The organism is Actinomycetospora atypica, assembly GCF_042653685.1.
Classification (GTDB): Bacteria; Actinomycetota; Actinomycetes; order Mycobacteriales; family Pseudonocardiaceae; genus Actinomycetospora; species Actinomycetospora atypica.
In genome coordinates this window covers 120,446-147,071 of the sequence record NZ_JBHSIV010000010.1, presented here as the reverse complement: position 1 = coordinate 147,071, position 26,626 = coordinate 120,446, and the positions used below count along the sequence as shown (strand labels likewise).

Sequence of the window (26,626 nt, the reverse complement as noted above, 5' to 3'; positions counted from 1 at the left end):
TCAGAAGGTGATGACCAGGCGCCCGCGCACGCCGCCTGCCTCGAGCCGCCGGTGCGCCTCGGCCGCCTGCTCGGCCGGGATCTCCGCCGCGACCCGCGGCGTCACCTCGCCCTTCTCGGCCTGCTCCCGCAGCCGGTCGAGCGCGGCCCGGTTCTCGGCGTAGTCCCGGACCCACACCGGGTGCCACGTGATCCCGCGCCCGCTGCCGCCCTCGGGCCCGCCGTAGCCGCGGACCGTCGCGATGCGACCTCCGTCGGCGAGGGCCCCCACCAGCTCGTCCCCCTGCACCGACCCGTCCGCGATCGCGGCGACGCCCTCACCGACCGCCTCGCGGATCCGGTCGGCGACACCCTCCCCGCGGGCGACGACGACGTCGGCGCCCAGGGAGGAGACGAGCTCGGAGTCGGCCGGGGCCGCGTCGGCCACCACCCGCAGGCCGTCGGCCTTCGCGAGCTGCACCACGTAGCCGCCGAAGGCGCCCGCCGCGCCCGTGACCGCCAGGGTCGCGCCGGCCGGCAGGTCGAGCACGTCGAGCACCAGCCGCGCGGTGAGGCCGTTCATCGGCAGCGTGGCTGCCTCGGCGTCGCTCACGCCCCGCGGGGCCGGGACCACCGAGCCGACGGGCAGCGCGATCCGGGAGGAGTAGCCGCCGTGCGACCCGGTGGGCACGACGATGCCCATGACCCGGTCGCCGACCGCGAGCCCGCTGTCGTCGGTGCCCTCCCCGAGCGCGGCGACCGTGCCCGCGACGTCCATCCCCGGCACGTAGGGCGGCGGGTCCTTGCGCAGCGCCTCCGCCCGGGCCCCGTTGCGGATGAAGGTGTCGGTGGGGCTCACCGCGGCCGCGGCCACCTCGACGAGCACCTGGCCCGGACCCGCCTGCGGATCGGGCAGGTCGACGATCTCGAGGGCCTCGGGCCCTCCGAACTCCGTCACTCCGACTGCGCGCATGCCGGGCCAACGCCCCGCTCGCGAGACGGTGTTCCGACGGGGTCGGCCGTGTGAGTCTCCCGACCGGGCGAATCCCGGCCGACCGATCCGGTGACGCCGCCGGGTCCGGCCCGGCGGCGTCGGACCGGGCTGGCAGCCTCGCGCGCCATGTCGTCGTACCGCGAGTCCGCCACCCCGATCTTCGACGAGGTGGACCGGCGGTGGCGCAAGGTCGACGACACCGACGAGACCGACGCGGGCGACCCGGAGGGCACCCCGTCGATGCTCTCGTTCTCCGGCGCCCACCGCGCCCCCGCCGCCCCGCCGCGGCGGGAGACCGGGCCCCGGCACGCCCTGCGCCGGTGACGGGCCTGGCGACCCGGATCGTCCGGATCCGTACGATGCCCGTCGTGACGCCGCCGCCACCGACGACGCCGGACATCACGATCCCCGTGTCCCGCTGGACCGACGACGCGGTCGGCGACCGGACGCGCCGCACCCGGCGCCGCCTCCTGCTCGCCGCGGCCGCCCAGTTCGACACCCACGGGTACCGGGGCGCCGCGCTCTCGGACATCCTCGAGGCCGCCGGACTGACCAAGGGCGCGCTCTACTTCCACTTCCGCAGCAAACTGGCCCTCGCCGAGGCCCTCCTGGACGAGGTGGAGCGGTCCTGCTCGGCGCTCTTCGCCGAGATCGGCGGTCGCGGCCTCGATCCCCTGTGGCAGCTGCTCGTGGAGACCGACGCCTACGTCGGCCGCTGGATGTACGACCCCCTGGTGCGCGGCATCAGCAGCGCGCTGCAGGAGCCCGAGCTGCGTGAGATGCAGACGAACTGGCTCGCGGCCTGGGAGAGCAACACCGTCACGCTGCTGCGGGAGGCCCACGCCGCCGGTCTGCTCATCGCGCACGTGGACCCCCTCCGGGCGGGGCGTGCGGTAGTGGCCATGGCGTCGGGGCACTTCGGCCTCGCCCAGGGGCCCGACGACCTCTGGGTCCGGATGAGCGAGTCCTGGGAGGGGCTGCTGCCGATCGTGACGACCCCCGACTGGTGCGGGAGGTGGGAGGGCTCGGACTGGCGCACCCGGCCCCGACCGGTGGCCGAGGACTACCGGCGCGCCCGCGAACCCTGATCCGGGGCCGTCCGCTCCAGGACCTCCCAGCCCTGGTCGGCGGCCCGGGCGGCGTGCTCGGCGGCCGCTCCTCCGCGCAGCCCGAAGAGCCGCTTGGCCACCAGCAGGTAGACCACGACGGCCACGTTGACCACGAACGCGACGACCTTGGTGGGCGTCACCCGGCCCGTGAGCTCGTAGATCTCGGGGACCATCAGCAGCGAGGTCGCGACGAGGGTGAGGTACTCCGCCCACCGCCGCCCGCGCCACAGCCCGATCGCCTCGACGCCCTCGAGCAGCGCGTACGCGGCGAGCACCACCCCCACGAGCACGACGACCGTCGACGACGCCGTGAAGGCGGAGGTGACCTCCCGCACGACGCCGTCGTGCAGCCCGTCGCCGAGGCCGACGGTCCGGCGCAGGGACTCGAGCACGGCGAAGAACGGGCCGGCCAGCGCCTGCCGGTCGGCGAGGAAGACGAAGACCGCCACGGCGGCGAGGGCCAGCCCGAGGAAGTGCAGGAGGCGGTCGACCGCGATCAGGCGCAGGACGAACCGGTCCCGCAGGGCCCGTCCCCGCAGCGGCAGGTCGACCTCGGCGCGGGTGGGCAGCCGCGGGCGCGACGGGGCGGCGGGCGCGGGCAGCGGCACCCAGGAGTCGCAGCGCAGGCACCGGTGCCACCGCTCCCCCGGCCCGTCCTCGCGCACGACGACCGCCGGGTCGAAGCCCTCGTCGTCGGAGGTGAGCGACGCCGCGTCGGTGCCGAGCAGCTCGTGCCCGCGCAGCCCGCAGGTGAGGAGCTCGTAGTGCAACCGCGGGCGGAACCTCGCCGGGGGCACGGTGCCGGGCGGTCGGTGCCCCGAGGGCTCCAGGGTCGTCACGGCCGGATCGTAGGCCGGTCGGCGCCGCGCCCGGGACCCTCGGACGTTCCCCCGAGTGGTGGGTACCGCGACGAGGGTCCAGGGTGGTGGACGCGATGAGACGACCCACTGCACTGCACCCGATGGGCCTCCGGGGCCTCCTGGCCGCCCTCGTCCTGGTGGGGGCCACGGCCTGCTCCACCGCCGCCGAGCCGGCTCCCCCGGCCGCCGCCCCCGCGGGCGCCCCGGCCGCCGCGCCGGTCGCGGCCACCACCGCCGGGCTGGTCGAGACCGGCGTGACCGTCCCGGCCGGGATGGGCGCGGCGCCCTTCGACGTGCCGCGCGCGGTCCTCGCGCCGGCGGGCTGGACCGCGACGGTGTGGGCCCGCGTCCCGAAGGCGCGCCTGGAGATCTGGGCGCCCGACGGCTCGATGCTGGTCTCGCTGCCGGGCTCGGGCGAGGTCGCCCGCCTCGTCCCCGGGGCGAACGGCGCACCGCCGCAGCAGACGACGCTGGTGGGTGGGCTGACCCAGCCGCACGGGATGGCCTTCGACGGCACCACGCTCTACGTGGCGGAGAGCGACCAGGTCACCGCGTTCACCTACGCGAACGGGACGGTCTCCGACCAGCGCGTCGTCGTCCCGGGCCTGCCCGACGACAAGAGCCCCGACCTGCGCGGGGCCTACGCGCACGCGCTGAAGAGCGTCGTCGTGGGGCCCGACAGGGCGCTCTACGTCTCCGTGGGGTCGACCGCCAACGTCTCGCCCCAGGACCGCGACGCCACCCCGCAGCGGGCCGCGATCCTGCGCGTCCCGCCGGGCTCGAGCACCCCCGAGGTGTTCGCCCGCGGCGTCCGCAACGGCACCGGGCTCGCCGTCGCCCCCGACGGCCGGGTCTGGACCGCGGTGAACAACCGCGACAACATCCCCTACCCGTTCCACCAGCCCTACGGTGGGGACGGCGACGCGTTCGGGCAGGTCATCCCGGGCTACGTCAACGACCACCCGCCGGAGGAGCTCGCCGCCCTGAGCCCGGGCCGCGACCTCGGCTGGCCGTACTGCAACCCCCAGCCCGACGAGCAGCCGGGCGTCCCCGGCAGCCCGCTGCGCCAGGGCGACCTCCCGTTCGTCCGCGACGCCGAGACCAACCCCGACGGCTCGAGGCTCGACTGCGGCACCCTCGCCCCCCTCGAGCAGACGTTCGGGGCGCACTCGGCGCCGCTCGGCCTCAGCTTCACCTCGCTGCCCGGGCTCGGCGCCGGCGCCGTGGTCGGCGTGCACGGGTCGTGGAACCGCACGTCGCCGCGGGCGCCCGAGGTGTCGTTCTTCCCGTGGTCGGGCGGTCGCATGGGCGACCAGCAGACGATCCTCGGCGGTTTCCAGGCGCCCGACGGGTCGCGGTGGGGACGTCCGGTGGGCGCCGTGACCGGCCCCGACGGCGCGCTCTACGTCTCCGACGACCAGGCCGGCGCGATCTACCGGGTCGTGCCCAAGGCCTGACCGGCCAGCAGCTGCTCGACGCACCGGGTGACGAGCTCGGCCGCGTGCGCCTGCGCGCGGCCGAGGTCGGGCTCGAGGTCGAGCAGCGCCGCGGTCCCGACGATGCCCGCGCCGGCCAGCTCGTCGGCGTCCAGGTCGACGCGCCCGGCCACCGCGACGACCGGGATCCCGGCGGCCCGGGCCCGCGTCGCGACCCCGGCCGGGCCCTTGCCCCGCAGCGTCTGGGCGTCGAGGCGCCCCTCCCCGGTGATGACGAGATCGGCCCGCGCGAGGCGCTCGTCGAACCCGAGCAGCTCGGCGACCAGGTCGAAGCCGGGGCGCAGGCGGGCCCCGAGCAGGGCCATGAGCCCGAAGCCCGCTCCGCCGGCGGCGCCGGCCCCGGGCTCGTCGGCGACCCCGCCCGGGTCGACCACGCGGGCCCAGGACGCCAGGGCGGCGTCGAGGGTCTCCACCAGCTCGGCGGTGTCGGCGCCCTTCTGCGGCCCGTAGACCGCCGCCGCTCCGTGCGGGCCGAGCAGCGGGTTGTCGACGTCGCAGGCCACCTCGATCGTCGTGCCCGGGGGCAGCACCGGCGGCTCCACGGCGACGACCTCGGTGAGCCGCCCCCCGCCGAGCCCGCGGGGCAGCTCGGAGCCGGACGCGTCGAGCAGGCGGGCGCCGAGGGCCTGGGCGAGCCCGGCGCCGCCGTCGGTGGAGGCGCTGCCGCCGAGCCCGAGCACCACGCGGCGGGCGCCGTCGGCCAGGGCCGCGGCGACCACCTCGCCGAGCCCGACGGTGGTGGCCTCGGTGGGGCGCAGCACCCCGCCGGGCAGCCGGACCAGGCCGCAGACGTCGGCGAGCTCCACCACGGCGTCGTCGCCGGAGCGGGCGAAGGAGCTGGACACGGGCTCGCCGGTGGGGCCGGAGGCGGTGACCGCGTGGCGGGTGAACCCGGCGGCGACCGCGACGTCCACCGTGCCGTCGCCCCCGTCCGCGACGGGGCAGAGGTCGGCGGTGTGCCCGTGGGCGGTGACGGCGCGGGCGATGGCCGCGGCGACGTCGGCGGCGCTTAGGGAGCCCTTGAACTTGTCCGGCGAGATCAGCACGTGCACGGGGGTGAGCCTGCCCCGGTACGGGGTACGTCGTCGATGTCGGGCTGTGCCCGAGAGCGGACGGGCCGTCACCCGGACGCGTTACGCTGAGTAGGTGGGGCGCCGGGTCCGGCCGCCGTCGGGGGACGGCCGGATGCGGGGCCCCCGCACGTCGGTGCGCCGTCGGGCCCGGACGTGGAAGAACCCGGGCCGTCAGGTCGGGGGTCTGACGGCACCGGGTTCACCCACGATGTCGTCCCGGCCCGGTCGGACGTTATCCGGGTCTGCTGTGACCGCGGTCACAAGCCTTGGAACGCCGCGAGGAAGCGGTCGCGGAAGGACTCCATCGGCTGTGTGGGGGCGTCGGGGGCCGGTCGCAGGCCGGGCGTGCCCCAGTCGCGGACCCGGTCGAGCACCGCCGGGTCGCGGCTCACCACCGAGACCGGGACGTCGCGCCCGGCTCCGGGTCCGGTGACCAGCGGCGCCGGCTGGTGGTCCCCCACCACGACGAGCACCAGGTCCGGATCCGCGGAGCGCTGCACCCACGAGGTCAGGGCGTCGAGGGTGTAGGCGACCGACCCGGCATAGTCGGCGCGCACCTCTTCCGGGGAGCGGGTGGCGGCGTCGGTCGCCGCGCGGTCGTCGGGAACCTGTCCGTCGAACACCGAGCCGTCGCCGAGGGCGTCCCAGTCGACCATCCGCGGCCGCGGGGTCCAGGGTGCGTGGCTGGAGACGAGGTCGACCTCGGCCATGACCGGCCCCCGGTCGGGCCGGGAGAGCTCGAGCCGGTCGAGGCGGTCGAGCACCACCTGGTCGGGCATCGACGCCCAGCCGAACGACGGGCCGCGGTACCCGAGGGCGTGCACGTCGTAGGCCCGGTCGTAGCCGTAGAAGCGGCCCTCCGGCCAGGCCCGGGTGGTCCCGGGCTGCACGGCCACTGTCTCCCAGCCCGACCGCGCGAAGGCCGCGGACAGGGTGAACCGGTCGGACGAGGTCAGGCTGCGGTAGCGCTGCTGGTTGTCCACCCGCAGCCCCGAGAGCAGCGTGGCGTGGGCGAGCCAGCTGCCCGACCCGACCACGCTCGACGTCAGGAACCCGCTCCGCGCCCCGTAGCCGGCGCCCGCGAGCCGGGCCTGGCCCGCGTCCAGGGCGGGGCCGACGGTGGCCGCGAGGCCGGGGTCGGTGACGGCGGCGCGGCCGTAGCTCTCCACGATCGCGACCACCACGTCCTTGCCCCGCAGGGCACCGAGGAGGTCGGGACGTCCGGCCCACGCGTCGTCGGCCGAGGCCGCGGCGAACGCGTCGGCGTCGCGCAGGGCCACCTGCAGGCGGTCGGCCCGCTCGAGGGTCCCCGCGGCCGTCGTCGCACTCGCGAGCGGGACCCCGGGCGCGACGGTGAGCCCGCCGACCGCCCCCACCAGCCACACCGCCCCGAGCACCGCGCAGCTCCGCAGCGCCGCGCGGTGGTTCGCGGCGGCGACCACGACCACCCGCCGGGCCGCCAGCGCCGCACCCCCGACGAGCAGGACCCCCACGAGCACCGCCGCGACCACGGCGCCGACCTGCGCGGCGCCGCCGTAGGTGGTGGCCACGAAACCCAGCCCGTCGCCGAGCAGGGGGCCGTCGAGCACCGGGTCGAAGGGGCGGGCGAGGACCGAGACGAACCCGACGTCGAAGGCCGTCAGCACCGCGGACACCCCGACGAGCGCCCCGGCGACGAGGGCGAGCGGTCGTCGGGCCCGCCCGGGCAGGAGCAGCAGCAGGGCGAGCCCCGCGACGCCCTCGAGCGGCACCCGCAGGTACGCCGAGGGCTCCAGCGCGGTCGGGTCGCGCGGGGCCACGAGCGCGGCGGTCAGCAGGAGGGCCGCCGTGGCCGTCAGGGCGATCCCGACGAGGCCCCGCCGCCGCTCCGGCGACCGGCGCGGCGCGGGGATCGGCGCGGGCATCGTCGTGCGGAGCCGCGCGAGCCAGGTCACCGAGCACCCGAACGACCACAGGAGCGCCGCCAGCGCGGCCGCGACGAGCACGAGGTCGACCACCCGGGGCAGCACCCCGGCGCTCGCGACCACCAGCGCGACCCCCTGCAGCGCCGCCACGACCTTCGCCGAGCGCCGGACCGGCAGCGACCCCTGCAGCCACGGCCACACCCATCCCGCGGCGACGAACAGGTAGCGCATCGCGCCCACCAGCAGCACCCACGGGCCGAGGGCCGCCGCGACGTGTACCGAGAGCAGGAGCAGGAGGTAGGCGTCGACCTCCATGTCGAACCGCGCCCCGAGCTCGGTCGCGGTCCGCGTCCGCCGGGCCACCCACCCGTCGACCGCGTCGAGCGCCAGGGCGACCACCGTCAGCCCGACGAGCGCCGGGGTCGCCACGGGGGCACCGGCGAGCTGCGTGACGACCAGTCCCGCGACCCCCGCGACCAGCACGGTCCGAGCCAGGGTGACGCTGCCGGCGGGCCCGAGGGTCGCGGCGCCCGAGCGCGCGAGCAGTCCCCCGGCCACCGCGAGGGTGAGCAGGCCGCCGAGCCAGCCGACGCCGCCCACCCCACCCGATCCCGAGAGCGCGACGAGCACCCCGACCCCGACGACGCCCGCGGCGCCCAGCTGCCGGCCGAGGCGGGGCCCGGCTAGGGTCCCGGTCCCCGGGGCGCGGGGCGGCGCGGGAGTGGTCGTGGGAGCGGCCATGGACCCCGATCCTCCCCGGCGCCGTGACCCGATCGTGATGGAGGAACCCTGTACTCCGCCCGCGCGTTCCAGGTCCTCCGTCCTGGGGAGTCCGCCGTCGTGCCGGTCGAGCTGCCCGAGCCGGGACCCACGGACGTCGTCGTGCGGACCACGCAAACGGCGATCAGCCGCGGCACCGAGCTGCTCGTGTATCGCGGGCGCGTCCCGGAGAGCCAGGCCGCGGTGATGCGGGCGCCGTTCCAGGTCGGCGACTTCCCGGGGCCCGTCACGTACGGCTACCTGGCCGTCGGCGTCGTCGAGAGCGGGCCCGAGGGCCTCGTCGGGAAGGCCGTGTTCTGCCTGCACCCGCACCAGACGCGGTTCGTGGTGCCGGCGGCGGCCGTGTCGGTGGTGCCCGACGACGTGCCGCCGGGCCGGGCGGTCCTCGCCGGCACCGTGGAGACGGCGGTGAACGCCCTGTGGGACGGGGCGCCGCGGGTCGGCGACCGCATCGCCGTCGTCGGCGGCGGGATGGTGGGCTGCGCGGTCGCGGCGCTGCTCGCGGGCGTGCCCGGGACGCGGGTGCAGCTGGTGGACGTCGTCGACCGCACCGACGTCGCCCGCGCGCTGGGGGTCGGGTTCGCCGGTCCCGACGAGGCCCTCGGCGACTGCGACCTCGTCTTCCACGCCAGCGCGACCTCGGCCGGCCTCACCCGCTCGCTCGAGCTGCTCGGCACCGAGGGCGAGGTGATCGAGCTGTCCTGGTACGGCGACCGCCCGGTGACGGTGCCCCTGGGCGAGGGCTTCCACCCCGGGCGGCTGGCGGTGCGCGCGAGCCAGGTCGGGCGGGTGTCGCCCGCGCGGCAGGCCCGGTGGACGTTCGCCGACCGGATGGCGCTCGCGCTGCGCCTGCTCGCCGACGACCGCTTCGAGGCGCTGGTCACGGAGACGGTCGCGTTCGAGGACCTGCCCACGACGATGGCCCGGCTCGACCACGGCGCACCGGGGCTCGCGGTGCGCGTCGACTACGGAGGTTGATGGTGTTCTCGGTGACGGTGCGCGACCACGTGATGGTGGCCCACAGCTTCCGCGGCGAGGTGTTCGGTCCGGCGCAGGCGCTGCACGGCGCGACCTTCGTCGTCGACGCCACCTTCCGGCGCCCCGACCTCGATGCGGACAACATCGTCGTGGACATCGGTCTGGCGACCACCGCGCTCGGCGAGGTCCTCGCCGACCTGCGCTACCGCAACCTCGACGAGGTCCCGGAGTTCGCCGGGGTCAACACCACCACGGAGTTCCTCGCCCGCACGATCGCCGACCGCCTGGCCGCCCGCATCCACGCGGGCGACCTCGGCGAGGGCGCCCGGCAGATCGCGACGATCGCCGTGGAGCTGCACGAGTCCCACGTCGCGCGGGCGGGGTACGAGCGCAGCGTCAGCTGAGGCCCGCGGGCGGCAGGACGTCGTCGACGACCACGCTGACCGCGACCGGCTCCAGCCCGGTGTCGGTGCGGATCCCCGCGCTGACCGCCGCCCGGACCCGCTCGCCGAGCAGGGCGAGGTCGACGCCGTAGTCGGCGGCGAGCACCACCTCGACGGCGGTCGAGGCCCCCGCCACCCCGACGCTGACCTGCGGCCGGCGCGGCATGTCGTCGACCCGGGCGGCGTGGATCGACGACTCGGGGAAGTCCTCCGCGCGGTCGAGGTCGCGGCGGCCCGCCGCGGCGAGCTTGCCGAGCGCGACCCGCACGCCGGGGACCTGTGCGGCGTGGTGGCGGGCGATGGCCGCGACCACGCGTCCGGAGATGCGGGTGTGGCCGAACCCGTTCTCCACGCGCCCGAACTCGGTGTCCTCGCTGACCCCGCGGATGCTCGACAGCACCGCGTCGAGCAGGCCGGGGGGCGCGCCCGGGCGCTGCGCCGCGACCGCGCGCATCGGGTTCCAGAGCCGGTCGAACTCCGCGAGGGCGGCGAGGCAGTGCGGGCACGACGCCTGGTGCCCGTCGGCCGCCGCGCTCCCCCGGTCGACGACCTGCTCGAGCAGCTGTTGCGGGTCGCGCCCGCAGCGCAGCGAGGCCTCGGTGTCGAGGAGGTCCACCGCCGATCCCTGCCGGTCGCTCATTCCCAGCTCCTCATCTGCTTCACGAGCTGCGCCCGGGCGCGGGCGAGCCGCCCCCGCACCGTCGCCTCCGAGGTGTTCAGCGCCCCGGCCGCCTCGGCGTAGGACAACCCCTCCAGCTGCACGAGGACCACCACCATCCTCTGCTCCTCGGGCAGGCCGGACAGCGCCGCCATCCCCGCCTCGAGCTCCTGGCCCGCCAGCACGCGCCGCTCCGGGCCGGGGTCCACCGGGTGGTGCGCCTCGGTCAGGGCCTCCTCGGGCCGCGTCCCCCGACGGTGGTTCAGGCAGCGGTTGACCACCACCCGGTAGAGCCAGGTGGTGAACGCCGCCCGCCCGCCGAAGCTCGAGAGCGCCGTCCACAGCTGGATGGCGACCTCCTGGGCGACGTCGTCCGCGTCCGCGGCGTTGCCGAGCACGCGCAGGGCGATCCGGTAGATGCGGTCGCGGTGGCGGCGGAGCAGTTCCGCGTAGGCGTCCACGTCCCCGGCCACCACCCGCGCCGCGAGCCACCGGTCGACCTCGGGGTCGGTCGCGGGGACGCCCGACGACGGCCGGCCCGGCCGGTCGTCGTCCCGGGACTCCCGGCGCGCTCCGCCGGGGGACCCCCCGGCGTCCAGCGTCGATGCTGCCACCCAGGCCACGGCACTCCTTCGTGCTTCGCGTGAGCCCCCGCCCAGGTCGCCGGTCGCGACCAACTAGATAGTGCCCTATTCAATTACTTCCAGTCGTTCCGGTGGGCGCTCTCACACGGGGCGGCCCGTGAGGGTCCGCGGCCCGCCGACGTCCCACGACCGACGACATCCGATCCGGCCGGCCCGCGTGCGGGCAGAGCCTCCGACCCTGCCCGACCGCAGTACGACGACCGGCCGCCACCTCACGGAGGTGAGCCGCTGTGACCATCGACGTGTCCGCGCTCCGCCTGCTCGCCCTCGACGTGCCCGGCGTGGCGCGCCTGGCCGACCACCACGGGAGCGGCCTGCCGACGTCCCGCTGCGCGCTGCGCGTGTTCGACGACCGCGTGGAGATCGACATCGTCCTCGCGATCCCGCACTCGGTGACCGGGACCGGGGACCGGCTGCGGGCCACGCTGGGCGGTCTCCTCGCCGGCCGGCCCCTGCACATCACGGTCGAGGACGTCGAGCGCGGCGAGTGACGCCGCGCCGGCACCCCGGACGCTCCGAGGTGCCGGCGAGGAAGGCCTAGAAGTACGTCTTGCGCCCGCCGACCCCGCGGCCGACGGCGCCGAGGATCGTCAGGATCAGGCCGACGACCAGGAGGATCCAGCCGATGGTGACGATGATCGAGGGAACGGGGAGCAGGTAGCCCACCAGGATCAGGATGATGCCGAGAACGATCACGAAATGCCTCCGGGGTGCGGGGAGCTGCGGGTCCGCCGGACGGGGCACTGCACCCCGACCCGGCGGCCGCCCAACGACTCCGGGAACGACGACGATTCGCACGATCGGCGGATTCAGCCGGAATTGCGACACCTGCTCCTGAGCGCACCCGGCACCCGGTCGAACACCGCGTCCTTTCACTCGGGCGGTCCGGCGTGTGGCCTACGGCCCCGTCGCGCTGGCGGGATCGTCGAGGACCTCGACGAACGCCTCGACGAGCCCGGGATGGAGGTCGGCGTCGGGGAGGCGGACGGCGACCGAGCGCCGGACCTCCGCGGGCCCGTCGAGCACCGGCAGCGCCCGGACCCCCGCCGGCAGCGCGGGCACGATCAGCGGGGTCACGGTCGTCAGGCCCGCGCCGGCGGCGACGAGGGCGAGCTTCGTCGCCCAGTCGGCCGCCGTGTGCAGCACCCGCGGACGGCCCGGGAGGCTCGGCCACACGCCCAGCTGCGGCTCGTCGCTGCGCGACGGCGTCGCGATCCAGGGGTGGCCCGCGAGGTCGTCGACGGTGAGCGCGTTCCGCTCCCCGAGGGGTCCGTCGAGGGCCACCGCCACGAGGAGCCCCGACTCGCCCAGGGTCTCGACGACCAGCGCCGGGCTCTCCGGGTCGAGCGGGCGGTGGGGCGGTCGGGACGTGACCACGGCCAGGTCGAGCGTCCCGGCCCGGACCGCGCGCACGAGCGCGGGCGTCGTCGCGACGCGGCTCGACACCTCCAGCTCCGGCGTCGTCCGGGCCAGGACGGCGAGGACCCGCGGCAGCAGGGCGATCCCGGCGCTCGGGACCACCCCGATCCGCGCCCGCCGCGACCCCTGCCGGTCGTCGATCTCCCGGGCGGCGAGGTCGAGCTCGTCGAGCGCCGTCCGGGCGCGCCGCAGCAGCACCCGGCCCGCGCGGGTGAGGCGCAGGCCGTCGGGCCGCCGCTCGAACACCGGAGTCCCCACCGCACGCTCGAGGGCCGCCACCTGCCGGGACACCGCGGACTGCGTGTAGCCCAGCGCCTGCGCCCCGGCGGTGAAGGTCCCGCGCTCGGCCGTCTCCCGCAGCACGCGCAGCCCGACGAGGGTGAGCTCCATGCGCGCTGAGCATAGGGGGGCTTCCCGATCGTCGTTCGTGGAATGGCGCGCCGGCTCCTAGCGTCGGGTCCATGAGAGCTGCCGTCCTCGAGCGCTTCGGCGCCCCCCTGACCCTCCTCGACCGCGCCGCCCCGGAGCTCGGGCTCGGCGAGGTGCTCGTCGACGTCGTCGCCACGGGGGTGCTCCCCTACGCCGACGAGGTGTTCTCGGGCGAGCGCCGCTACGCCCTGACCCTCCCCGTGGTGCCCGGACTCGGCGCCGTCGGCCGGGTCCGCGCGACCGGGCCGGACGCGACCCACCTCGCCGTCGGGGACGCCGTCCTCGTCGACCCGACCATCCGGTCCCGCGACGGCGGGCCGACCCCCGACATCACGCTGCAGGGCTGGAGCGGTCGCGGCCCCGGCGGGCTGGCCCTGCAGCGGCGCTGGGGCGACGGGTCCTTCGCCGAGCAGCTCCGGGCGCCGACGGAGAACGCGATCCCGCTCGGGCTCCTCGCCGACGACGAGCTGGACCTCTGGTGCGCCCTCGTCGTGTGTCTCGTCCCCTACGGCGGCCTGCGCGCCGGCGCCCTGCAGCCCGGCGAGACCGTGCTGGTCAGCGGCGCGACCGGCAACTACGGCAGCGGGGCCGTGGCCGTCGCGCTCGCCATGGGGGCCCGCACCGTCGTCTGCCCGGGCCGGAACACGGCCGTGCTCGACGACCTCGTGCGCCGCTTCGGCGACCGGGTGCGGCCCGTCGTCCTGACCGGCGAGGAGGACGTCGACCGGGCCGCGATGCAGGCCGCCGCCCCGGGGCCGGTCGACCTCGTCCTCGACCTCCTCCCGCCCGAGGCCCCGGCCACGGTGGCCCGCGCGGCCGCGATGACGGTGCGCGAGTACGGGCGGGTGGTGCTCATGGGCGGGGTCGGGATGCTCGGCGGGGACGACCTCGCCCTGCCCTACCCCTGGATCATGCGCAACAGCGTGACCGTCCGCGGGCAGTGGATGTACCTCCCCGACGAAGCCCGCCGCCTCGTCGAGCTCGTCCACGCGGGGCTGCTCGACCTGTCGCAGTGGGCCGTCACCGGGTTCCCCCTCGAGCAGGTCAACGACGCCGTCGCCCACGCCGCCGCGGACGGCGGGCGGTTCTCGCTCACCGTGGTGCGGCCGTCGGCGTCGTGATCAACGGACCCTCACGTGCCTCGGAGGGGGCAGGTGAGCCACGTGAGGGGCTGCTGATCATGGAAGCCCGCCCCGGCCGTGCGTCGGGCGGACGGCCCGTCGCCGAACCGGGTCACGACGACTCGGTTCCAGCGCCCTCCTAGCGCACCGAGAGTTCCTGGCCGGGAGCGATGAGGTCGGGATCGTCCCGTCCGCGAGGGTGCGACCGTCGCGTCGCCGGGCACCATCGACGGGAGCAACCCGATCCCCGGAGGCCCGGCCCGTGTCTCTCATGACCATCGCCTTCGTGTTCCTCGTCGTGGTCCTGGTCCCGTTCCGAGCGCTGATGTGGGCCGAGCCCTCGTGAGCACTTCAGGGGGTTATAGCCCCGCAAAGTGCTCACGAGGGCTCCGCCCACATGCCGTGGTGCCCGACGACCTCGACGACGTCCCCAGCGGCGGCAACGTCTACGACCGACGGGTCCTCGCCCTCCTCGCCGCCACCGTCCACCGCGTCCCGGTCGGGGACCCGGCCGCGCTCGCCCGCGTCCTCGAGGGCCTTCCCGACGAGGCCGCGGTGCTGCTGGACGGGCTCGTCGCCTCCCGCTTCCCGACGATCCTCGCGCCGCACGCGACCCGGCTCCGGCTCGTCGTGCTCGTCCACCTGCCCCTGGCCGACGAACTCGGTCTCGCCGAGGGCCGTCGTCGGGAACTCCGGGACCTCGAGACCGCCGCCCTCGCGCACGCGGCGGCGATCGTGACGACGAGCCGCTGGACCGCGGAGCGACTGACCACCGGGTACGGCGTCGACCCCGCCCGGATCCACGTCGCCTCCCCCGGCGTCGACCCGGCGCCGATCGCGCCGGGTTCGACGGTCACGGGGGTCCCGCCGCGCCTGCTGTGCCTGGGGGCGCTCACCCCGACCAAGGGCCAGGACCTCCTCGTCGCCGCGCTCGCCGGGAACCGCGACCGGCCGTGGACCGCCCGGCTGGTGGGGCCGCTCACGAGGGACCCGGGGTTCGTCGTCGGGGTGCGCACGCAGATCGCCGCGCACGGGCTGGCCGGCCGCTTCGCGATCACGGGCCCGCGGACCGGCGCGGCCCTGGAGGCGGAGTGGGCCGCGACCGACCTGCTCGTGCTGCCCTCGCGTGCGGAGACGTTCGGGATGGTGGTGAGCGAGGCGCGGGCGCGGGGCATCCCGGTGGTGGCCGCCGACGTGGGCGGGGTCCGGGAGGCCGGGCCCGCCACCTGGGTACCTGCTGAGAACGTTGGTGCGCTCGCGGGAGTGCTCCGCCGCTGGCTGGAGGACCCGGTGCTGCGTTCCGGGTGGAGGATCTCAGCGTGGGCGGCCCGGGGCACGCTGCCCTCGTGGACCACGACCTCGCACCGGCTCGCCCGGGCCCTCGAGCCCGGCTGAGCGAACCCGGCTCCCCGGTGTGCACCCCCGACTGGCTCGCGCTGCGCGAACCGGCCGACCACGCGGCCCGCTCGATCGAGCTCGCGGAGCGGGCGTCCAGGTGGCTGGGAGATCGGAAGATCGTGGTCCGCGACCTCGGCTGCGGCACCGGCTCGATGGGCCGCTGGCTCGCGCCGCGGCTGCCGCAGCGCCAGCGCTGGTTCGTCCACGACCGCGACGGCGGCCTCGCCCGCCGGGCCGCCGCGTCGCTGCCCGTCCCGGCCACGGCGGTCGTCGGTGACGCCCTCGGCACCGACCTCGCCGGCGCCGACCTCGTCGTCTGCTCGGCCCTGCTCGACCTCCTCACCGCCCCCGAGGTGCACGCGCTCGCCGCGGTGTGCGGCGCGGCCGGGTGCGCGGTGCTCCTGACGCTCTCGGTCACCGGCGAGGTCGCCCTCGACCCCGCCCTGCCCGACGATGCCGGGATCGCCACGGCCTTCGACGCCCACCAGCGCCGCGACGGCCTCCTCGGCCCCGACGCCCCCGACGTCGCGGCCGCCGCCTTCGAGCGCGCGGGCTACGTGGTGCACCGCCGGCCGTCCCCCTGGCGCCTCGGGCCGGGCGCGCTGGCCGAGGAGTGGCTGCGCGGCCGGCTCGACGCGGCCGCCGAGCAGGACCCCTCCCTCGACGCCGACGCCCACCTCGCGCGCCGGCTGGCCACGCCGTTCTCGGCGGTCGTCGGGCACGCGGATCTCCTGGCGGTGCCCCGGTGAGGCTGCTGAAGCTGGCGCTGGGCGCGGGGATCGTCGTGGCGGTCGTCGTGCACGTGGGCACGGGTGCGGTGGCCGACGGGCTGCGGGCGGTGTCGGGCGGGGCGGTGGCCGCGGCGCTCGGGATCGGGTTCCTGACGACGGCCGCGGCGGCGGCCCGGTGGGTGGTCGTCGCGCGGGGGGTCGGTCTGCGGCTCGGGTTCCGCGGGGCGCTCGCCGACTGCTACCGCGCCCAGTTCCTCAACTCCGTGCTGCCCGCGGGGGTGCTCGGCGACGTGCACCGCGCCTACGACCACGGGCGGCGCTCCGGCGACGTGGCCCGCGGCGTGCGGGCGGTGGTGATCGAGCGGGTGGCCGGGCAGGTCGTCGTGGTGCTGGTCTGCGCCGCGATCCTCCTGGCCTCGCCCGGGCCCGCCCGGGAGCTGCTCGACCCGAGGACCGCGCTGTGGGCGGTCGCGGTGGTCGCCGCGGTGGCCCTCGGGCTCGCGCCGGTGCCCCGCGTCCGGACGGCGCTGTCGGCCCTGCGAGCCGACGCCCGCGCGGGGCTCGGCGGCCGGGGCGGACCGGCCGTCGTCGGGCTGTCGGTGCTCGCGACCGCGGGCCACCTCACCCTGCTCGTCGTCGCGGCGGGGCCCGTCGCCCCCCTCGGGGTGCTGCTGCCCCTGCTGGCGCTCGCCCTGCTCGCGATGGGGCTGCCGGTGAACGTGGGCGGCTGGGGCCCGCGCGAGGCGACGAGCGCCGTGGCGTTCGCGGCGGCGGGCCTCGGCGCGCCGGCCGGACTGGCCACCGCGGTCACCTACGGGGTGCTCGCGTTCGTCTCCTGCCTGCCCGGAACGGTCGTCCTCGTGTTCGGCCGGTCGGTCGAGCAGCCCGCGGCCACCCCGGCGAACCCGACCGGGACCGGGGTCCGGGCACCCCGTCCCTCGCTAGCCTGACCGCCGATGCTCATCCTCGTGCGCCACGGACAGACCGAGGCCAACCGCCACGGCCTGCTGCTCGGCCGCGCCGACCCGCCGCTGTGCGGGGCGGGCCGTGACCAGGCGGAGGCGCTCGCCCGGGCCCTCCCCCGCCCGACGAGGCTGGTGTCCAGTCCGCTGACCCGCGCGGTGGAGACCGCCCGCGCCGTCGGTGCGGAGATCGAGATCGACGAGCGCTGGATCGAGATGGACTACGGCGACCTCGACGGCCGCCCCGCCTCCGCGCTGGACGCCGACGGGTGGCGGGCCTGGCGCGACGACCCGACGCACGTCCCCGCGGGCGGCGAGTCGGTGGCCGAGGTCGGCGCCCGGGTGCGCTCGGCCTGCCACGACCTCGCCGACCTCGCCGCGGACGCCGACGTCGTCGTGGTCAGCCACGTCTCCCCCATCAAGGCCGCGATCGCGTGGGCGCTCGGGGTCGGCGACGAGGTGGCGTGGCGGATGTGGGTGGAGGACGCCGCCGTGTGCCGCATCGACACGTCGGGGTCGGCGCCGCGCCTGCGCGCCTTCAACGACGTCTCCGCCCACGCGCTCCCGTCCCTGCGGTAGGGGCGGACGAGCGTCCCGACTCCGACGACCGTCACGTCCCGGGGTGCTGGCGCGGTGCCCGGATCGTCCGGAATCCTGCTCGTCATGGTCGACACCACGGAGCGCAGGCCCCGGATGCAGGGGGTGCTCGAGCGGATCGCCGAGGCCCGCCGCGGCGACTCCTCCGAGTCGCTCGCCGCCGCGTTCCTGCTCGTCGCCACGCTGCTGGCCCTGGGCTGGGCGAACTCGCCGTGGGGCTGGACGTACGACGCGTTCTGGCACGGCCGCATCGCGATCACGATCGGCGGGACGGGGATCGACCTCGACCTGCAGCACTGGGTCAACGACGGCCTGATGGCGCTGTTCTTCTTCGTCATCGGCCTCGAGGTCAAGCGCGAGCTGGCGATCGGCGAGCTCCGCGACCGGTCGCAGGCCGCGGTCCCGCTCGCCGCCGCGATCGCCGGGCTGGCGATCCCCGCGGTGCTGTTCCTGCTGCTCAACCCCAGCGGCGAGGAGGCCGCGGCGTGGGGCGTGGTGATCTCCACCGACACCGCCTTCCTGCTCGGCGCCCTCGCGGTGATCGGCCCGGGCCGCGCGGAGCGGCTGCGGATCTTCCTGCTGACCCTCGCCGTCGCCGACGACGTCGGGGCGCTCGCGATCATCGCGCTCGTCTACACCGACGAGCTGCACCCGATCCCGCTCGTCGTCGCGATCGTGGGCCTCGCCATGGTCTGGCAGCTGCGCCGCCTGCAGGTCTGGCGTGGCGGCGCGTACCTCGTGGTCTCGCTCGTGACGTGGGTGGCGCTGCACGAGTCGGGGGTGCACGCGACGCTCGCCGGGGTGCTGATCGCCCTGCTCCTGCCCGTCTACCCGCCGAAGCGCCGCGAGGTGGAGCAGGCGGCGGAGCTGACCCGGCGGTTCCGGCAGTCGCCCAACCCGGAGTACGCGCGGGAGGCCCGGCTGGGGCTCGACCGGGCCGTCAGCGTCAACGAGCGCCTGATGCGGCTCTACCAGCCCTACACCGCGTTCATCATCGTGCCGCTGTTCGCCCTCGCCAACGCCGGCGTCGCCCTCGACGGCCCCACCCTCGCGGCCGCGGCGAGGTCGCCGCTGACCTGGGGGATCGTGCTCGGCCTCGTCGTCGGGAAGTTCGTGGGCATCACGGGGGCGACCGCGATCGCGGTCCGGCTGCGCCCCGGCGGCCTCGCGCCCGGCCTGACGATGCCGCAGGTGGCCGGCGGCGCCGCGCTCTCGGGGATCGGGTTCACCATCTCGCTGTTCATCGTCGACCTCGCGCTGGCCGGCTCCCCCGCCCTCGCCGACGAGGCCCGGGTCGGGGTGCTCGTGGCCTCCGCGCTCGCGCTGGTGTTCGGCGCGGTCGTCTTCCGGGTGGGGGCGCGGCTCTCGCCGCAGCCCGAGGGGCCCTCGCGCGACCTGCTGCGTCCGGTCGACCCGCGCCGCGACCACATCCGCGGGCCGGTCGACGCGCCGCTGACGATCGTCGAGTACGCCGACTTCGAGTGCCCCTTCTGCGGCAAGGCGACCGGCGGCATCCGGCAGGTCCGCGAGCACTTCGGCGACCAGCTGCGCTACGTGTTCCGCCACTTCCCGCTCGACGACTACCACCCCGACGCCCGGCAGGCGGCCGAGTTCGCCGAGGCGGCCGCCGGGCAGGGCCGGTTCTGGGACGCCCACGACCGGCTGTTCGCCCACGCCGACGAGCTGGACGTCGACTCGCTGCGCCGCCACGCCGAGGCGCTCGGGCTCGACGCCGACCGGCTGGAGGAGGACCTGCGCGACGGGGACGAGGCGAACCGGGTGGTCGACGACGAGATCGACGCCCGCACCAGCGAGCTGCCCGGCACGCCGACCTTCTACCTCGGCGTGGCCGGGCAGCCCCCGCGCCGGCTCGAGGGCCCGCACGACGCGGCCACGCTGATCGCGGAGCTGGAGCGCCTGCGGGCCTCGGAGTCGGTGTAGGGGCGTCGGTCCAGGGGCGTCGGTCTAGGCCCGGTAGCCGGTGTCGACGACGAGGCGTCCGCCCACGGCGCGGGACACGCAGGCGCACAGGCGGGCCGACTCCTGCTGCTCGTCGGCGTCGAGGAAGACGTCCCGGTGGTCGACGACGGTGTCGCCCCCGAGCACGCTCACCGTGCAGAGCCCGCACTCGCCGCGCAGGCAGTCCCACACCATCTCCACGCCGGCGTCGTGCAGCGCGGCGAGCAGCGTGCGATCGCGCGGGACGTGCACGGTCAGGCCGTGGTCGCGGACCTCGACGTCGAACGGCTCGGTGGGGTGGCGCCCGCCGGTCCCGAACGTCTCGGTGCGCAGCCGCCGCGCGGGACGGCCCTGCTCGGCCCAGCACGCCCGGACCGCGTCGGTCAGGCGCGGCGGCCCGCAGACGTAGACCTCGCCGTCGGGGTGCAGGGCAGCGACCTCGGCGGCGAGGTCGAGACGCTCGCCGTCCTCGCCGGCCGCGGTGACCACGGCGTCGTCGCCGAGCAGGCCGCGCAGGTGCTCGACGAACGGCATCGCCGCGCGCCGCCGCCCCGCGTAGGCCAGGCGCACCGGGGCCTCGCGGCGGGCCAGCACCTCGGCCATCCCCACCAGCGGCGTGATCCCGATGCCGCCGGCCACCAGCAGGTAGCCCGGGCGTCGCGGGTCGAGCTCGAAGTGGCTGGTGGGGTGGCGCAGCTCGAGGCGGTCACCGGCCGCGAGCCCGTGCACCCGGCGGGACCCGCCCCGGCTGTCGGGCAGGAGCTTCACCGCGATCCGGTAGGCGCCGTCCTCGGGCGCGGCCCCGACCACCGAGTACGAGCGGACGACCGGCAGCCCGTCGATCTCCAGCGCGAGGTCGAGGTGGCTGCCGGGCGGGTAGGCGCGGGCCCCGTCGTCGGGCACAAGCTCCACCTGGCGCACCTCGTCGGCCACGGCCCGCACCGCGCGGACCCTCGCCCCGACGAAGGTGGAGGTGCTCATCGCCCGGCCCGCGCGCGCTCGGCCTCCGCCCGGGCCCGCGCGACCTCGCGCTCGGCGCCGTCGCCCGGGTCGCTCCGGTCGTGCTCGGCGATCTCCCGCTCGGCGCGGGCGCCGGCCGCAGCGTAGGAGTCGTCCTCCGCGGCCAGCATCAGGTCGATCAGGCGGCGGGCCCACATCGCGCCGCCGTCGATGTTGAGGTTGTAGAAGTCCTTCTCCGGGTGGGCGTCGATGGCCCGCTGCTGGGCCGCGAGCACCTCCTCGTCCTCGCCGAACACGCCGCTGACGCCCTCGCGCAGCAGCGTCGTGATCCGCTGGTCGGTCAGCGCGTAGTTGCGGGCGAAGGCCCAGAAGTAGTGCGTGGAGGTGGCCGACTCCGGGGTCATCGTGTTGAGCACGAACCCGTTGACGCCCTGCGACCGGTCGCCCTCGGGGGCGCCGGTGCCGGTGGGGGCCACGCCGACGTCGATCGCGATCGTCCCGGGCGGGGTGAAGTGGATGATCTGCCAGCGGTCGACGGTGCCCGCCGGCGCCCCGCGCCACTCGAGCTGCCGCGCCCAGAACGGCGGTGCCTCGACGTCGATCATCCAGCGGGTGACGGTGACGGTGCCCTTGCCGTGGGTGACCTCGAACGGCGACTCGGCCACCGAGCGGTGCCCGATGCTGCCGCCGTGCACGAACGTCTCGTGCGTGAGGTCCATGAGGTTGTCGACGATGAGCTTGTAGTTGCAGTCGACGTGGATGAGGCGCCCGTCGCCGGCCCACGCCGGGTCGTCGTTCCAGTGCAGGTCGGGGACGGTGGCCGGGTCGGCATCGGCGGGGTCGCCGGTCCACACCCAGACGAAGCGATGGCGCTCGACCACGGGGTAGGAGCGCACGCGGGCCGAGGGGTTCACCGTCTTCTGGGAGGGCATGAACGTGCAGCGGCCGTCGGCGTCGTAGCGCAGGCCGTGGTAGCCGCACATCACCTCGTCGCCCAGGAGCTTCCCCTCCGAGAGCGGCAGCAGCCGGTGCCAGCACGCGTTCTCCAGCGCGTGGGCCTCGCCCGACGGCGTGCGGAACAGGACCAGCGAGGCGCCGGCGACGGTGCGCGGGAGCAGGTGCGTGCCCACCTCGACGTCGTAGGCGGCGGCGTACCAGGCGGCGCGGGGCCACTCGCGGCGGGCGAAGGTCTCGGGCGCGGCGCGCAGGGGGGCGGTCATGGCGGCTCCTCGTGGTGGCGGTCGTCCCACGGTGCGGACGGGGCCGGGTGGAGCGCCACGACCGCTTCCGGCATGCGGGAGATCGATGTCTCCCGCGGCGTCGTCGGTGGTGTCATGTGCGCGTGGTGGAGCTCGACGTGGACCCGTTCGCCCTCGACGTGCTCGCCGACCCGCTGCCGGTCGACGCGGCGATCCGGGAGACCGCGCCGCTGGTGTGGCTGCCCGCCCACGGCCTGTGGGCCACCGGGCGCCACGACGAGGTGAGTGCGGCGTTCCGCGACTCGGCGACGTGGTCCTCGGCCGCGGGCACCGGGCTCGCCGACATCCGCCGCGGCGGGACCTGGCGCCCGCCCAGCCTCCTGCTCGACACCGACCCGCCCGAGCACACCCGCGCCCGGCGCGTGATGAACCGGGTGCTGCAGCCCCGTGCGCTTGCCGGGCTGGCCGAGCGCTTCGCCGTCGCGGCCGGGCAGATCGTGGACGACGCCCTGGCCGCGGGCGAGGTCGACGCCGCGGCCGACGTCGCCGAGCGGTTCCCGATGACGGTGCTGCCCGACGCGGTCGGCATGGCGCCGGAGGGCCGCGAGCACCTGCTGCCCTACGCCGACCTCAACTTCCAGTCCATGGGCCCGCCCGGCGTGCTGCGCGACGAGGCCGAGCGACGGGCCGGCGGGGCCCGGGAGTACGTCGCGTGGCAGGTCCGGCGCGAGGCGCTGGCGCCGGACGGCATCGGCGCGGCGATCCACGCCTACGCCGACTCCGGCGACATCACCCCCGACGAGGCGGGGCTGCTGGTGCGCTCGTTCCTCTCCGCCGGGATCGACACCACCGTCCTCGCGTTCGCGTCGGTGGTCCACGAGCTCGCGCGCCGCCCGGAGCAGTGGGCGGCACTGCACGCCGACCCCGGCCTCGCGCGGGCGGCGTTCGAGGAGGGCCTGCGGTTCCACACGCCGAGCCCGGTGATCGGCCGGACGGCCACCCGGGAGGTCGCGGTCGGGGACGCCGTCGTCGCCCCGGACCAGAAGATCCTGCTCATGCTCGGGGCGGCCAACCGCGACCCGCGGCGCTGGGAGGAGGCCGACTCGTTCGACCTGCACCGCCGGGCCGCCGGGCACACCGCGTTCGGGGCCGGCGTGCACAACTGCGTCGGCCAGGTGATCGCGCGGATGGAGGCCGAGGCCCTGCTCGGGACCCTCGCCCGGCGGGTCGCGCGGATCGAGCCCGCCGGGGAGTCGACGCCCCGGCTGTCGAACTGGCTGCGCGGGTTCGCCACCGTGCCCGTCCGGTTCCTGCCCGCCTGAGCCCGATTCGCCCTTCCGGCATGCGGAAAGCGGCGTTGGGTGGATCACACGTCCTCGCCCATACTCCGACGCGCCCTCGAGCACACCCGGAGCTGACATGGACGTCACCCACCCGGACCCACCCACTCCCCTGGCCGTCCCCCTGGCCGGCCGCGGCACCGCCACCGGCCCGGTCGTCGCCCGGGCCCTGCGCCTGCTCGCCGCCTTCTCCGACGAGCGCCCGACGATGACGCTCTCCGAGCTGGCCCGGCGGGCCGAGGTGCCGCTGTCGACGGCCCACCGGCTCGTCGCCGACCTGGAGGCGTGGGGCGCGCTGGAACGCGACGGCGCCGGGCGCTACCAGATCGGGCTGCGCCTCTTCGAGGTCGGCGCACTCGCCCCGCGGGGCCCCGGCCTGCGCGAACGCGCCCTGCCCTACCTCGAGGACCTCTGCCAGGTCACCCGCGAGAACGTCCAGCTCGCGGTGCGGGAGGACGAGGAGGTGGTCTACGTCGAGCGCCTCGCCGGCACCCGCGCCGTCCGGGTGCTCACCCGCGTCGGTGGCCGCTTCGCCCTGACCGCGACCGGCGTCGGGCTGGTGCTGCTCGCGTACGCCCCCGCCGACGTCGTCGAACGGGTGCTCACCGGACCCTTCCCGCGCCACACCCCGTGGACGCTGGCCGACCCGGCGCGGATCCGGGAGTGCCTCTCCGCGGTCCGCTCCCGCGGCTACGCCGTCAGCGACCGCCAGGTCACCGAGGACGCCCTCTCGGTGGCCGCCCCGGTCCGCGACGCCTCCGGCGAGGTCGTCGCCGCCCTGTCCGTCGTCGCCCACCGCGGCACCCCGCCCGTCTCGGTGCTCGCGCCGCTGGTGCGCACCAGCGCGAGCGGCGTCTCGCACGCCCTCGCGGCCCGCCCCGGGCGCCGACCCGTCCGTCCGTCCGCCTGAGGAGGCCGCCCATGACCGCCACACCCGACGCCGCCCCGCCCTCGGCGCGCGAGGTCCGCAAGGTCGCGCTCGCGAGCCTCGTGGGCACGTCCATCGAGTGGTACGACTTCTACATCTATGGCCTGGCCGCCGTGACGGTGTTCGCGCCGCAGTTCTTCCCCAACGTCTCGTCGCTGACCGGCACGCTCGCCGCCTTCGCCACGTTCGCCGTCGGGTTCATCGCCCGGCCCATCGGCGGCGTCGTCTTCGGCCACCTCGGCGACCGCATCGGCCGGAAGAACACGCTGGTCACGACGCTGGTGACGATGGGCGTGGCGACCACGCTCATCGGCGTGCTGCCCACCTACGCCACCATCGGAGCGCTCGCCCCGGTCCTGCTCGTGGTCCTGCGCCTGGTGCAGGGCTTCGCGGTCGGCGGCGAGTGGGGCGGCGCGGTGCTCATCTCGGTGGAGCACGCCCCGGAGAACAAGCGGGGCTTCTACGGCAGCTTCCCCCAGCTCGGCGTCCCGCTCGGTCTCGTCGCCTCCAACGCCCTGTTCCTCGTGCTGGCCGCCGCGCTGCCCTCGGGCGCCTTCGGCGACTGGGGCTGGCGCATCCCGTTCCTGCTCAGCGCGCTGCTCGTCGTCGTCGGGCTCTACGTCCGGCTGCAGATCGAGGAGAGCTCCGAGTTCGTCGCGGTGAAGCGCACCGGGTCGATGGCCCTGCCCATCGCGTCGGTGCTGCGCCACCACTTCCCGCAGGTGCTCGCGGGCGTCGCCATGTTCACCGGGATCACCGGCATCGGCTACATGGCCGCGACGTACTCCATCCAGTACGGCACCAGCTCGCTCGGCCTGCCCCGCGCGGCCCTCATCGCGATCGTCCTGGTGGTCGCCGTGCTCGAGGTCCCGATCATCCTGTGGTTCTCCGCGAAGTCGGACCGCTGGGGGCACAGCCGGACGATCGTCGCGGGATCGGTGGCCACGGCGGTCGTCGCCGCGCTGTTCCTCCCCGCGCTGGCCAGCGGGTCGCTGGTGCTCATCGCCCTCGCGGTGGCCGGTGCCCGCTGGGCCTCGGCGCCGATGTGGGGCCCGTCCGGGGCCCTCGCCGCCGAGTGCTACCCGACGGAGGTCCGCTACAGCGGCGCGTCGGTGGGCTACCAGTTCGGCTCGATCGTCGGCGGCGCGCTCGCCCCGATCATCACGACCCTGCTGCTGGCCTCGCCCGTGGGGATGGCGGGCGCGTCGGTCTACCTGGTGGCCATCACCGTGCTGACCGGTCTGGGCGCCGTCTTCGCCGCCCGCATCACCCGGCGGACCGCGGCGACGGCGGGCGCGACCGTCTAGGGGCGTCCGCTAGGCGCGTCGCCCGTGATCGCCACGACGACGAGGATCCGGACGCCGGGCGTCCGGATCCTCCTCGTCCCGATGATCTTGCGCCCCCGACACCGCACAGGAGCCGTCCGACTCAGACCGAGGGCTCCCAGAACCGCAGCCACACGGTCTGCGGGGCCCGGTTCAGCTCGGTGAGCACGCCGTCGGGGATCGGCCGGTCGGTGTCGGTGACGACGTAGCCGCGCTCGCCCCGGGTGGACAGGGCCTGCCCGATGACGTTCGCCCCGGCGTCGGCCAGCATCCGGTTGAGGTTGGCCAGGACGCCCGGCTCGCTCGAGTGCAGGTAGCCCATGCGGTACGCGCCCGGCGGCACCGGCGGCGCCACCTCCGGCAGGTTCACCGAGAGCGCCGTCCCGCCACCGAGGACGAAGCCCAGGAGCTTGGTCGACACGAAGTGGCCGATCTCCTCCTGCGCCTCGAGGGTCGACCCGCCGACGTGCGGGGTGAGGATGACGTTGTCGAGCCCGCGCAGCGGGGACTCGAACGTGTCGCCCTGCGCCTTCGGCTCCACCGGGAACACGTCGATCGCGGCGCCCGCGATCCGGCCCGAGAGCACGTTCTCGCGCAGCACGTCGTAGTCGACGACCATCCCGCGCGAGGCGTTGATGAAGATCGCCCGGTCCTTCATGGCGGCGAACTGCTCGGCGCCGAACAGGCCCGCGTTCCCGGGGCGCCCGTCCACGTGCAGGCTCACGACGTCGGCCTCCGCCAGCAGCTCGGCCAGGGAGCCGACCCGGCGGGCGTTGCCGTGGGCCAGGCGGTCGGCGGTGTCGTAGAAGATGACCCGCAGCCCGACGGCCTCGGCCATGTTGGACAGCTGGGTACCGATGTTGCCGTACCCGACGATGCCGAGCGTGCGGCCCCGAATCTCGTGGCTGCCCTTGGCCGACTTGTCCCAGATGCCCTCGTGCATCCGCCCGGTCTTCTCGGTGAGCCGGCGGGCCAGCGCGATGATCTCGCCGAGCACCAGCTCGACGACGCTGCGGGTGTTGGAGAAGGGCGCGTTGAACACGGCGATGCCGCGCTCGGCGGCCGCGACGAGGTCGACCTGGTTGGTCCCGATGCAGAAGCACCCGACGGCGAGGAGGTCCTTGCCGGCGTCGAGGGTCTCGGCGGAGATGTTCGTGTTCGAGCGGATCCCGAGCAGCGACACCCCCTCGAGCGCCTCGATCAGTTCGGACCCGGCGAGGGACCCCGATCGGGTGTCGACCTCGAGGCCGGCCCGGCGGAACGCCTCGGCCGCCACGGGGTGGATGTTTTCCAGCAGGAGCACCTTCACCCGCAGCACCCTAGGCCCGCCCGCCCGCCGTG

General features: G+C 76.1%; 26 protein-coding genes. 15 read left to right on the top strand and 11 right to left on the bottom strand.

Annotated elements, in window-relative coordinates; genetic code table 11:
* Positions 1–936, bottom strand: a complete 936-nt coding sequence (locus tag ACFPBZ_RS12175) for a quinone oxidoreductase family protein (RefSeq protein WP_378036311.1) — start codon at positions 934–936, stop codon at positions 1–3.
* A gap of 162 nt (positions 937–1,098) precedes the next feature.
* Here ACFPBZ_RS12175 and ACFPBZ_RS12170 point away from each other — a divergent pair, with 162 nt between their 5' ends.
* A complete protein-coding gene (locus tag ACFPBZ_RS12170) occupies positions 1,099–1,296 on the top strand; it encodes a hypothetical protein (RefSeq protein WP_378036310.1) in 198 nt (65 codons plus the stop codon).
* Positions 1,297–1,340: 44 nt separating this feature from the next.
* Positions 1,341–2,060 (top strand): TetR family transcriptional regulator, encoded by a 720-nt coding sequence (locus ACFPBZ_RS12165; RefSeq protein ID WP_378036309.1) that lies wholly within the window; start codon positions 1,341–1,343, stop codon positions 2,058–2,060.
* On the opposite strand, the gene ACFPBZ_RS12160 is transcribed toward ACFPBZ_RS12165, so the two are convergent.
* Entirely contained in the window at positions 2,036–2,920 is an 885-nt protein-coding gene (locus tag ACFPBZ_RS12160; RefSeq protein ID WP_378036308.1) for a DUF2127 domain-containing protein, read from the bottom strand. The genes ACFPBZ_RS12165 and ACFPBZ_RS12160 overlap by 25 nt on opposite strands.
* A gap of 122 nt (positions 2,921–3,042) precedes the next feature.
* Between ACFPBZ_RS12160 and ACFPBZ_RS12155 the strand changes: the two genes are divergently transcribed.
* Positions 3,043–4,398 carry a PQQ-dependent sugar dehydrogenase gene (locus tag ACFPBZ_RS12155; protein ID WP_378036307.1) on the top strand — a complete coding sequence of 452 codons (1,356 nt, stop codon included), beginning with the start codon at positions 3,043–3,045 and terminating at the stop codon, positions 4,396–4,398.
* On the opposite strand, the gene ACFPBZ_RS12150 is transcribed toward ACFPBZ_RS12155, so the two are convergent.
* Together ACFPBZ_RS12150 and ACFPBZ_RS12145 are read right to left on the bottom strand one after the other, a co-directional pair.
* Positions 4,374–5,489, bottom strand: a complete 1,116-nt coding sequence (locus ACFPBZ_RS12150; protein ID WP_378036306.1) for a glycerate kinase — start codon at positions 5,487–5,489, stop codon at positions 4,374–4,376. The genes ACFPBZ_RS12155 and ACFPBZ_RS12150 overlap by 25 nt on opposite strands.
* Before the next feature lie 278 nt (positions 5,490–5,767).
* Positions 5,768–8,155 carry a CDP-alcohol phosphatidyltransferase family protein gene (locus tag ACFPBZ_RS12145; protein WP_378036305.1) on the bottom strand — a complete coding sequence of 796 codons (2,388 nt, stop codon included), beginning with the start codon at positions 8,153–8,155 and terminating at the stop codon, positions 5,768–5,770.
* A gap of 48 nt (positions 8,156–8,203) precedes the next feature.
* On the opposite strand from ACFPBZ_RS12145, the gene ACFPBZ_RS12140 reads away from it, so the two are divergent.
* A complete protein-coding gene (locus ACFPBZ_RS12140) occupies positions 8,204–9,172 on the top strand; it encodes a zinc-dependent alcohol dehydrogenase (protein ID WP_378036356.1) in 969 nt (322 codons plus the stop codon).
* A 2-nt stretch (positions 9,173–9,174) separates the two neighbouring features.
* Positions 9,175–9,576, top strand: coding sequence for a 6-pyruvoyl trahydropterin synthase family protein (locus tag ACFPBZ_RS12135; protein ID WP_378036355.1), 402 nt, complete (start codon positions 9,175–9,177; stop codon positions 9,574–9,576).
* Here the strand turns inward: ACFPBZ_RS12135 and ACFPBZ_RS12130 are convergent.
* Positions 9,569–10,255, bottom strand: coding sequence for an Asp23/Gls24 family envelope stress response protein (locus tag ACFPBZ_RS12130; protein WP_378036304.1), 687 nt, complete (start codon positions 10,253–10,255; stop codon positions 9,569–9,571). The genes ACFPBZ_RS12135 and ACFPBZ_RS12130 overlap by 8 nt on opposite strands.
* Positions 10,252–10,896 (bottom strand): RNA polymerase sigma factor, encoded by a 645-nt coding sequence (locus tag ACFPBZ_RS12125; protein WP_378036303.1) that lies wholly within the window; start codon positions 10,894–10,896, stop codon positions 10,252–10,254. Before ACFPBZ_RS12125 ends, ACFPBZ_RS12130 begins: the two co-directional genes overlap by 4 nt.
* A gap of 251 nt (positions 10,897–11,147) precedes the next feature.
* On the opposite strand from ACFPBZ_RS12125, the gene ACFPBZ_RS12120 reads away from it, so the two are divergent.
* On the top strand, positions 11,148–11,408 hold the full coding sequence (locus ACFPBZ_RS12120; protein ID WP_378036302.1) for a hypothetical protein: 261 nt from the start codon (positions 11,148–11,150) through the stop codon (positions 11,406–11,408).
* A 46-nt stretch (positions 11,409–11,454) separates the two neighbouring features.
* Here ACFPBZ_RS12120 and ACFPBZ_RS12115 read toward each other — a convergent pair whose 3' ends face one another.
* Complete coding sequence (locus ACFPBZ_RS12115) at positions 11,455–11,613, bottom strand: DUF6131 family protein (RefSeq protein ID WP_378036301.1); 159 nt, start codon at positions 11,611–11,613, stop codon at positions 11,455–11,457.
* A gap of 201 nt (positions 11,614–11,814) precedes the next feature.
* Positions 11,815–12,726, bottom strand: coding sequence for a LysR family transcriptional regulator (locus ACFPBZ_RS12110; protein WP_378036300.1), 912 nt, complete (start codon positions 12,724–12,726; stop codon positions 11,815–11,817).
* 71 nt (positions 12,727–12,797) lie between these two features.
* On the opposite strand from ACFPBZ_RS12110, the gene ACFPBZ_RS12105 reads away from it, so the two are divergent.
* From ACFPBZ_RS12105 to nhaA, 6 genes are all read left to right on the top strand, one after another.
* A complete protein-coding gene (locus tag ACFPBZ_RS12105) occupies positions 12,798–13,886 on the top strand; it encodes an alcohol dehydrogenase catalytic domain-containing protein (RefSeq protein WP_378036299.1) in 1,089 nt (362 codons plus the stop codon).
* A gap of 327 nt (positions 13,887–14,213) precedes the next feature.
* Positions 14,214–15,281, top strand: coding sequence for a glycosyltransferase family 4 protein (locus tag ACFPBZ_RS12100; protein ID WP_465251514.1), 1,068 nt, complete (start codon positions 14,214–14,216; stop codon positions 15,279–15,281).
* Between the two features lie 17 nt (positions 15,282–15,298).
* Positions 15,299–16,033, top strand: coding sequence for a class I SAM-dependent methyltransferase (locus tag ACFPBZ_RS12095; protein WP_378036297.1), 735 nt, complete (start codon positions 15,299–15,301; stop codon positions 16,031–16,033).
* Positions 16,030–16,965, top strand: coding sequence for a lysylphosphatidylglycerol synthase domain-containing protein (locus tag ACFPBZ_RS12090; RefSeq protein WP_378036296.1), 936 nt, complete (start codon positions 16,030–16,032; stop codon positions 16,963–16,965). The genes ACFPBZ_RS12095 and ACFPBZ_RS12090 overlap by 4 nt, the downstream gene beginning before the upstream one ends.
* A 6-nt stretch (positions 16,966–16,971) precedes the next feature.
* Complete coding sequence (locus ACFPBZ_RS12085) at positions 16,972–17,556, top strand: histidine phosphatase family protein (RefSeq protein WP_378036295.1); 585 nt, start codon at positions 16,972–16,974, stop codon at positions 17,554–17,556.
* An 84-nt stretch (positions 17,557–17,640) separates the two neighbouring features.
* Positions 17,641–19,515, top strand: a complete 1,875-nt coding sequence (gene nhaA, locus ACFPBZ_RS12080) for a Na+/H+ antiporter NhaA (RefSeq protein WP_378036294.1) — start codon at positions 17,641–17,643, stop codon at positions 19,513–19,515.
* Between the two features lie 24 nt (positions 19,516–19,539).
* On the opposite strand, the gene ACFPBZ_RS12075 is transcribed toward nhaA, so the two are convergent.
* Together ACFPBZ_RS12075 and ACFPBZ_RS12070 are read right to left on the bottom strand one after the other, a co-directional pair.
* Positions 19,540–20,514: a PDR/VanB family oxidoreductase gene (locus ACFPBZ_RS12075; RefSeq protein WP_378036293.1), complete on the bottom strand. Its 975-nt coding sequence runs from the start codon at positions 20,512–20,514 to the stop codon at positions 19,540–19,542.
* Positions 20,511–21,713 (bottom strand): aromatic ring-hydroxylating dioxygenase subunit alpha, encoded by a 1,203-nt coding sequence (locus ACFPBZ_RS12070; protein WP_378036292.1) that lies wholly within the window; start codon positions 21,711–21,713, stop codon positions 20,511–20,513. Before ACFPBZ_RS12070 ends, ACFPBZ_RS12075 begins: the two co-directional genes overlap by 4 nt.
* 122 nt (positions 21,714–21,835) lie before the next feature.
* Here ACFPBZ_RS12070 and ACFPBZ_RS12065 point away from each other — a divergent pair, with 122 nt between their 5' ends.
* The 3 genes from ACFPBZ_RS12065 (at position 21,836) to ACFPBZ_RS12055 (ending at position 25,267) form a co-directional block, all read left to right on the top strand.
* Entirely contained in the window at positions 21,836–23,014 is a 1,179-nt protein-coding gene (locus tag ACFPBZ_RS12065; RefSeq protein WP_378036291.1) for a cytochrome P450, read from the top strand.
* 97 nt (positions 23,015–23,111) lie between these two features.
* Positions 23,112–23,942 carry an IclR family transcriptional regulator gene (locus tag ACFPBZ_RS12060; protein ID WP_378036290.1) on the top strand — a complete coding sequence of 277 codons (831 nt, stop codon included), beginning with the start codon at positions 23,112–23,114 and terminating at the stop codon, positions 23,940–23,942.
* Between the two features lie 11 nt (positions 23,943–23,953).
* A complete protein-coding gene (locus ACFPBZ_RS12055; protein ID WP_378036289.1) occupies positions 23,954–25,267 on the top strand; it encodes an MFS transporter in 1,314 nt (437 codons plus the stop codon).
* 121 nt (positions 25,268–25,388) lie between these two features.
* On the opposite strand, the gene serA is transcribed toward ACFPBZ_RS12055, so the two are convergent.
* The gene (gene serA / locus ACFPBZ_RS12050; protein WP_465251513.1) at positions 25,389–26,594 is read right to left on the bottom strand and encodes a phosphoglycerate dehydrogenase; all 1,206 of its coding nucleotides are present in this window, start codon (positions 26,592–26,594) and stop codon (positions 25,389–25,391) included.
* Positions 26,595–26,626 lie beyond the last annotated feature (32 nt).

Coding starts and splice junctions, on each gene's coding strand:
- ACFPBZ_RS12170 (WP_378036310.1), top strand. CDS start 1,099: ATGTCGTCGTACCGCGAGTCCGCCACCCCGATCTTCGACGAGGTGGAC.
- ACFPBZ_RS12145 (WP_378036305.1), bottom strand. CDS start 8,155: ATGGCCGCTCCCACGACCACTCCCGCGCCGCCCCGCGCCCCGGGGACC.
- ACFPBZ_RS12105 (WP_378036299.1), top strand. CDS start 12,798: ATGAGAGCTGCCGTCCTCGAGCGCTTCGGCGCCCCCCTGACCCTCCTC.
- ACFPBZ_RS12060 (WP_378036290.1), top strand. CDS start 23,112: ATGGACGTCACCCACCCGGACCCACCCACTCCCCTGGCCGTCCCCCTG.
- ACFPBZ_RS12130 (WP_378036304.1), bottom strand. CDS start 10,255: ATGAGCGACCGGCAGGGATCGGCGGTGGACCTCCTCGACACCGAGGCC.
- nhaA (WP_378036294.1), top strand. CDS start 17,641: ATGGTCGACACCACGGAGCGCAGGCCCCGGATGCAGGGGGTGCTCGAG.
- ACFPBZ_RS12075 (WP_378036293.1), bottom strand. CDS start 20,514: ATGAGCACCTCCACCTTCGTCGGGGCGAGGGTCCGCGCGGTGCGGGCC.
- ACFPBZ_RS12155 (WP_378036307.1), top strand. CDS start 3,043: ATGGGCCTCCGGGGCCTCCTGGCCGCCCTCGTCCTGGTGGGGGCCACG.
- ACFPBZ_RS12070 (WP_378036292.1), bottom strand. CDS start 21,713: ATGACCGCCCCCCTGCGCGCCGCGCCCGAGACCTTCGCCCGCCGCGAG.
- ACFPBZ_RS12055 (WP_378036289.1), top strand. CDS start 23,954: ATGACCGCCACACCCGACGCCGCCCCGCCCTCGGCGCGCGAGGTCCGC.
- ACFPBZ_RS12085 (WP_378036295.1), top strand. CDS start 16,972: ATGCTCATCCTCGTGCGCCACGGACAGACCGAGGCCAACCGCCACGGC.
- ACFPBZ_RS12110 (WP_378036300.1), bottom strand. CDS start 12,726: ATGGAGCTCACCCTCGTCGGGCTGCGCGTGCTGCGGGAGACGGCCGAG.